This window comes from Nonomuraea aridisoli (assembly GCF_003236395.1).
GTDB lineage: Bacteria > Actinomycetota > Actinomycetes > Streptosporangiales > Streptosporangiaceae > Nonomuraea > Nonomuraea aridisoli.
The window spans coordinates 21,004-27,295 of the sequence record NZ_POUD01000105.1 but is presented as its reverse complement, the minus strand read 5'-3'; the positions used below and the strand labels follow the sequence as shown (position 1 = coordinate 27,295).

Genomic DNA, 6,292 nt, shown 5'->3' with positions numbered 1-6,292 from the left:
CGTCCGGGATGGGCGGGGCCGAGTCGAGCTTCTGCTCGGCGGCGTCCACCGACGCCTGGGTCACCTCCGGGGCCTCACCCAGCTTGTCCTCCGGCAACGGGGCCACCTTGGCGCAGGCCGACGGGTAGCGGTCGCAGTAGCTCGTGGCGTTCCCGACGGTACGGGCGTTCAGCATCGCGTGGCCGACGGCGCGGGCCAGCGTGTCGGTGGCGGCGTTGAAGACCTGGTTCAGCCGGCGCGAGTCGGCGGGGTTGTTCACCCGCAGCGGGGTGCCGGTGCCGGTCGACATGGCGAAGATCGTGTCGCCGTCGCCCAGCGTGTGGATCGGGCTGATCGCGCGGGCCAGCCCGTCGTGGGAGTTGCCCGCCATCCGCGCCGCCGCGGCCTTCTCCAGCGGAGCGTTCGTGGCCACCACGGCGATCGTGGTGTTCATCGGCAGGGCGTCCGTCTGGGCCTCGGGGCGGCAGTCCTTGGCCTTCGGCGTCGTCAGCCCCCGGAACTCGCCGGCCAGCTCGTACCGGGCGGCGAACAGTGAGCAGTCCCGGGGGTCGACCGGCGAGCCGGCCGCGTTCACCACCACGATGGCCCCGACCACGACGCCGTCGTCGAGCACGACGCTGGCCGTGCCGACGCCGCCCTTCAGGCCGCCGGCGCGGGCTCCCGCGCCCCCGCCCACGACGCCCTGCCGCACCGGGCCCTCCTTGGCGGCCTCGGCGGCCAGGTATCCCCAGGCGGGCGACGTACGGGCCTTGAAGTCGCCGCCCCGGCCGAGGTCGTAGATGTCGGCGGCGGGCACGATCGGCGCGACCCCGGAGCCGACCGGGACGCCCTCGCCGCGCTCCTCCAGCCAGCGGATCACACCGTCGGCGGCGGCCAGGCCGTACATGCTGCTGCCGCCGAGCATCACCGCGTTCACGCCGGGGTTGGAGTTGAGCGGGTCGAGCAGGTCCGTCTCCTTCGTGGCGGGCGCGCCGCCGCGCTGGTCGACGCCGGTCACGGACATCCGCGGGGTGTAGACGACGGTGGTGCCGGTCAGGTACGGGGCCCGGGTGGACTGCACCTGCCCGACCTGGACGCCCGGCACGTCGGTGATCGCGTTGTTCCGGCCGGGCAGACCGGGGGTGTCGGCGGCGTGGGCGGGCGCGGACACGCCGGCCAGCGCCAGAGCGGCGGCGACCAAGGGGACGAGGCGTGACTTCATGGATCCCTCATTCCGGTGGGGGTTCCGGGGCACGGCCGCGCCCCGGGCTCGGGTGGAGGTAGGAGGGTCAGTCGGCTGAGTGCACTGAGGCTACTGGTCAGACCAGTGCGAGGTAAAGATCCCCAATATGCCGAATGTCCGCCAGGACCGCCGATGCCACGCCGTCACACGGGAAGCACCGGCCCTGTGGGAAGCCGCCGGGCATGACACAGGTGGCCGGGCCCCGCGGGCCCGGCCACCTGCCGCCTCGTTCCAGGGCGACACCGCGCCCGGGGTATTACGGCGCGGCGACGACCGCCTGGCTCTGGCGGCCCAGGCCGTCGATGCCGAGCTCCATGCGGTCGCCCGGCTTCAGATAGACCGGCGGGGTGAGGCCCATGCCGACGCCCGCCGGGGTGCCGGTGTTGATGAGGTCGCCGGGTTCGAGCACCATGAACTGGCTCAGGTAGCGCACCACGTGGACGGGGTCGAAGAGCATGTGCTTGGTCGAGCCGCTCTGCCGCCGCACCCCGTTGACGTCGAGCCACATGGCGAGGTCGCCGACGTCGCCGAGCTCGTCCGGCGTCACCAGCCACGGCCCGCACGGGTTGAACGTCTCGGCCGACTTGCCCTTGACCCACTGACCGCCGCGGTGCAGCTGGAACGTGCGCTCGCTGACGTCGTTGACCAGCACGTAGCCCGCGATCGTGGCGCGCGCCTCCTCGTCGCTGCCGAGGTAGCGGGCCCGCTTCCCGACCACGACGCCGAGCTCCACCTCCCAGTCGGTCGCGTCCGAGCCGCGCGGGATGTGCACGTCGTCGTCCGGCCCGACCAGCGTGTTCGGGGCCTTGGTGAAAATGATCGGCTCCTCCGGCGGCTCCTGGCCGGACTCTGCGGCGTGGTCGGCGTAGTTCAGGCCGACGCACAGGATCTGGTGCGGGCGGGTGATCGGCGCGCCCACGCGCTCGCCGGCGAAGCGGCGGACCTCGCCCACGGCCACGCGCTGGCTCACGGTGGCGGCGAGCGATTCCAGGCCGGAGGCGAAGAACGCGCCGTCGAAGTCGGTGACGACGTCGGACACGTCGACATAGGAGTCGGTGTCGATCGCGACGACCGGGCGCTCCGCGCCGGGGTCGCCGATGCGCATCAGTCGCATGAAAGCTCCAGGGTTGGTGTCGAGGTGAGGAGCCCCCGCCAGAGGTGCTCCTCACGGAGAAAGGTCAGAGACCGGTGACCGGCCGGCCGGACTTGATGGACTCGTACGCCGCCTCCACGATCCGCATGGCGTAGACGGTGTCACCGGAGTCGATCAGCGGCGGCCGGCCCTCGACCAGCGACCGGACGTAGTCGGTGACCTCCGTGAGCACGGACTCGTAGTGCCAGCCGCCCGGGTGCCAGGCGTCCGGTCCGAACGGCACGCCTTCGACCGCCTCGCCCTGGAAGTCGTACTGGCCGCGGAAGAGCTTGACGACCGGGTCGGCCATCTGGTCGACCAGGATGCCGCCCTCGGTGCCGAACAGCTCCAGGCGCTCGCTGTGCGGGACCTCGGAGACGGAGGTGAACCCGCAGGAGAAGTGGGCGCCGCTCTTCAGCCGGCCGAACACCTCGGCGGTGTCCTCGATCTCGTTGTCGAGCGGGAAGACCTTCCTGGAGATGCCGGTCAGCTCGTCGACCTCGCCGAGCAGCCACTTGAGCAGGTAGAACGAGTGGGCGCCGGTGTCCATGACCAGGCCGCCGCCGAGCTCGTAGCGCGTGCGCCAGTAGCCCGGCATCGACAGGTGGGCCTTCTCGTTCGAGCGCAGGTAGGTCCTGGCGTGGATGACCTCGCCGATCGCGCCCTCCTTCAGCAGGCGCTCCACCGCCTGGTAGGCCGCGATGTAACGGGTGTTCTCCGCGACCATGAAGTGCACGCCCGCCTCGGCGGCCCTGCGGTGGATGGCCACCGACTGCTCGTACGTCGGCGCGACGGGCTTCTCCAGGATCAGGTGCTTGCCGGCGTCCAGCACCGCCATGGCGGCGTCGTGGTGCAGGTGGTGCGGCAGGATCAGATCCACCACGTCGACCGCGGGGTCGTTGATCAGGTCGTGCAGGTCGGCGTACGTCTTAGCGCCGTACTCCTCGGCGAACGCCGCTGTGGCCTTGGGGTCGACGTCACAGCCGGCCACCAGGTCCACGACGTCGGACATCCGCTGATAGGCCGCGGCGTGGGTCTTCGAGATCAGCCCGAGGCCCGCGATGCCGACGCCCAGTTTGGACGCTGCCATTTTCTTTCTCCTGTGTGCGAGGTGATGAAGGGGGCTCTAGCCCTTGAGCGAGCCGGCGAGGACGTCGGCCCCGTACCGGCGCTGGAGCACGTAGTAAATGATCATGACCGGCAGTGCCACCATGATCGCGGCAGCGCACGTGATCTGGTAGTTGCTGCCGTACTGCAGACCCACGAAGTAGTTGAGCGCCGCGGGAACCATCCGCAGCTCCGGCTGCGTGATCATGACGACCGCGAGCAGCAGGTTGTTCCAGGTCCAGATGAACAGGATGGTGGCCAGCGCGAAGATCGGCGAGGCGGCGGTGGGCACGATCACCCGCCACAGCGTGTGCCACCGGTTCGACCCGTCCGTCCGCGCCGCCTCCAGCAGCTCCTTGGGGAACGACTTGAAGAACGACGTCATCCAGAACGTGCCGAAGGCCATCGACCCGCCGATGCACGGCAGGATCATCGACCAGTAGGTGTCGGTGAGGTTGAGCGTCCGGAACTGGTAGTACAGCGGGATGACCGTGGCCTCGTAAGGCACGATCAGGCCGAGGATGAACAGCGGGAAGAGCAGCTTCGAGCCGAAGAATCTCATCGTCCCGAACGCGTATCCGGTCAGGATCGAGAAGAAGACGGACACGACCACGACCGACACCGACAGCAGGATGCTGTTGAGCAGCGACCGCCCGATGCCGGCGTCCGGGTTGTTCCACGCGCTGATGAAGCTGTCCAGCGACCACTCGCGCGGGATCGCCAGCCCGCTCACCGCCACGTCCGGCGCGTTGAACGCGACCAGGGTCGTGGAGATGAACGGGTAGATCGCGAAAGCCGCGAAGAGCAGGAGGACCACGTACGACATGGTCTGACTGCGGCGGGAAACCATCGTGTTACTCCGATCTCACGAGCCGGTTGACCAGGGCCACGCCGACGAAGATGACGATCGTGAGCAGCACCGCGATGGCGGAGCCCGGCCCGATCTGGCCGTTGATGAACACGTCTCGATACATCTGCAGCGACGGCGTGGTGGTGGCGTAGCCCGGCCCGCCCTGCGTCGCCATCAGCGGCAGGTCGAAGACGCGCAGAGCCAGGGTGAGGGTCATCACCAGCGACACCCGCAGCTCGTGGCGGATGCCGGGCAGCGTCACGGTGAAGAACTCCCGCACCGGCCCGGCGCCGTCCATGCGCGCCGCCTCGTACAGCTCCTTCTGGATGTGCTGGGTGCCCGAGAGCAGCATGACCACGACGAACCCGAACGTCGCCCACAGCCCCACGATCCCCAGCGCCGGCAGCGCCAGGTCGGCGTCGCCGAGGAACGGCCGCACGAACTCCTCGCCGAAGACGGCCCGGATGATCGCGTTCAGCGAGCCGTCCTGCGCGTAGAGCCAGCGCCACGCGATGGCGACGACCGCCAGGGCGATCGTGTACGGCAGGAAGAACACGAACCGGAAGAAACTCAGCCCCCGGATCTTCGTCCGCGCGATGACGCCCACGAGCAGCAGCGCCGCCGCCACCGGCAGCAGGCAGCTGAACAGGACGAACACGAGCGAGACCCGCAGCGACGTCCAGGTGTTCGGATCGCTCAGCACCTGGACGTAGTTGTCCAGCCCGACGAAGACCTGCGGCGACAGCCCGTCCCATTCGAGGAACGACAGCCGCACCGTGTCCACGATCGGCACGAGGACGAACAGCGCGTAGAAGACGAAGCCCGGCAGAATGAGCAGGTACGGCATCCCGCGCACTTCACCTCGCCGGAGCCGGCGGCCGGGCCGTCGTCGGCTCGGCTTCGCCGCGGGGGCGTCTGTGGTGACCGTGACGGCCATGGTGCGATCTACTTCCCTAGGTGGCGCGGCCGGCGCGGTGCGTCCTTTCGCACCGCGCGGCCGACGTGGCCGGTGGTGGGGACCCTCATGCGTCCGCGGCCGCCTTGGCGGACAGGCCGACGATCTCGCGTGCCTCGTCCGGCGTCGCCACCTCGCGGCCCATCAGCCGGGCGATCTTGACGACCTCCTCGACCAGCTCGGCGTTGGAGCGCGACGGCGAGCCGTCCGGCAGGTAGGGGTTGTCCTCCCAGCCGACCCGCACGTGGCCGCCGAGGCTCATCGCCAGGGCGAGCAGGCGCCACTGCATCTTCGGGTTCATCACGCTGACGTTCCAGTTGACCCGCGGCGGCAGGTGCCGGACCAGGTAGAGCAGCGAGTCCTCGGTGGGAGGCGTCCAGGCGCCGCCGGGCCAGCCCAGGAAGAGCGTGGTCCACACCGGGTCGTCGAGCAGGCCCTGGTCGCGGATGAACTCGAGGTTCCAGAACGCGCCGGTGTAGAACGACTCGACCTCGGGCTTGACGCCGTGCTCCTGCGCCGCCTTGCAGAACTCCTCCAGCTCGGGGCGCGTGTGGATGGCGTACTGCTCGTTCGGCGGGTAGGCCGGGTCGGGACGGAAGTACTCGTCGTGCACGTTGAAGGCGTACGACATCATCTCCGGGCGCAGCTTCATGAGCGCGACCTTCTCCTCGAGCCGGGCGCTCGCGATGCCGAACTGGATGATGGCGTCGCGCTCGGCGCGGATGCGCTCGGTGAGGTCCTTCCACCCGTCGAAGTCGGTGCGCGACAGCTGGCGGCCGTCCTCCTGGATCGAGTCCTCCAGGTAGTGCACGCCGTGGTGGTGGACGAGGGACGCGCCGGCGTCGATGGCGCGCACGTACTCGTCGGCGACCGCCGGCACGTCGTCGATCTTCGGCATGCCCTTGAAGCCGGGATACGACATCGAGCAGTCGACGGTTACCGTGATGATGACCTTGTCCATCAATGGCCCTTCTCGCATGGGTGGTGGTGGATGGGGGCGGGCGCCTCTCCTGCCGGGGAGAGGCG

6 protein-coding genes are annotated in these 6,292 nt (G+C 69.7%); all 6 read right to left on the bottom strand.

What is annotated here, in order from left to right; genetic code table 11:
* A partial coding sequence (locus tag C1J01_RS24120; protein WP_111181254.1) for a P1 family peptidase occupies window positions 1-1,201 on the bottom strand: 1,201 nt, incomplete at its 3' end.
* Between the two features lie 277 nt (window positions 1,202-1,478).
* The gene (locus C1J01_RS24115) at window positions 1,479-2,336 is read right to left on the bottom strand and encodes a fumarylacetoacetate hydrolase family protein (protein ID WP_111181253.1); all 858 of its coding nucleotides are present in this window, start codon (window positions 2,334-2,336) and stop codon (window positions 1,479-1,481) included.
* 64 nt (window positions 2,337-2,400) lie between these two features.
* Window positions 2,401-3,444, bottom strand: a complete 1,044-nt coding sequence (locus tag C1J01_RS24110; RefSeq protein ID WP_111181252.1) for a Gfo/Idh/MocA family protein — start codon at window positions 3,442-3,444, stop codon at window positions 2,401-2,403.
* Window positions 3,445-3,480: 36 nt separating this feature from the next.
* Window positions 3,481-4,287 carry a carbohydrate ABC transporter permease gene (locus C1J01_RS24105; RefSeq protein WP_181448937.1) on the bottom strand — a complete coding sequence of 269 codons (807 nt, stop codon included), beginning with the start codon at window positions 4,285-4,287 and terminating at the stop codon, window positions 3,481-3,483.
* 28 nt (window positions 4,288-4,315) lie between these two features.
* The gene (locus tag C1J01_RS24100) at window positions 4,316-5,158 is read right to left on the bottom strand and encodes a carbohydrate ABC transporter permease (protein WP_181448936.1); all 843 of its coding nucleotides are present in this window, start codon (window positions 5,156-5,158) and stop codon (window positions 4,316-4,318) included.
* Between the two features lie 175 nt (window positions 5,159-5,333).
* The gene (locus C1J01_RS24095) at window positions 5,334-6,227 is read right to left on the bottom strand and encodes a beta-keto acid cleavage family enzyme (protein WP_181448935.1); all 894 of its coding nucleotides are present in this window, start codon (window positions 6,225-6,227) and stop codon (window positions 5,334-5,336) included.
* Window positions 6,228-6,292: the final 65 nt, after the last annotated feature.

What these genes read in the sequence shown, in the direction of transcription:
- C1J01_RS24100 (WP_181448936.1), bottom strand. Translation starts at nt 5,158, where the DNA reads ATGCCGTACCTGCTCATTCTGCCGGGCTTCGTCTTCTACGCGCTGTTC.
- C1J01_RS24110 (WP_111181252.1), bottom strand. Translation starts at nt 3,444, where the DNA reads ATGGCAGCGTCCAAACTGGGCGTCGGCATCGCGGGCCTCGGGCTGATC.
- C1J01_RS24115 (WP_111181253.1), bottom strand. Translation starts at nt 2,336, where the DNA reads ATGCGACTGATGCGCATCGGCGACCCCGGCGCGGAGCGCCCGGTCGTC.
- C1J01_RS24095 (WP_181448935.1), bottom strand. Translation starts at nt 6,227, where the DNA reads ATGGACAAGGTCATCATCACGGTAACCGTCGACTGCTCGATGTCGTAT.
- C1J01_RS24105 (WP_181448937.1), bottom strand. Translation starts at nt 4,287, where the DNA reads ATGTCGTACGTGGTCCTCCTGCTCTTCGCGGCTTTCGCGATCTACCCG.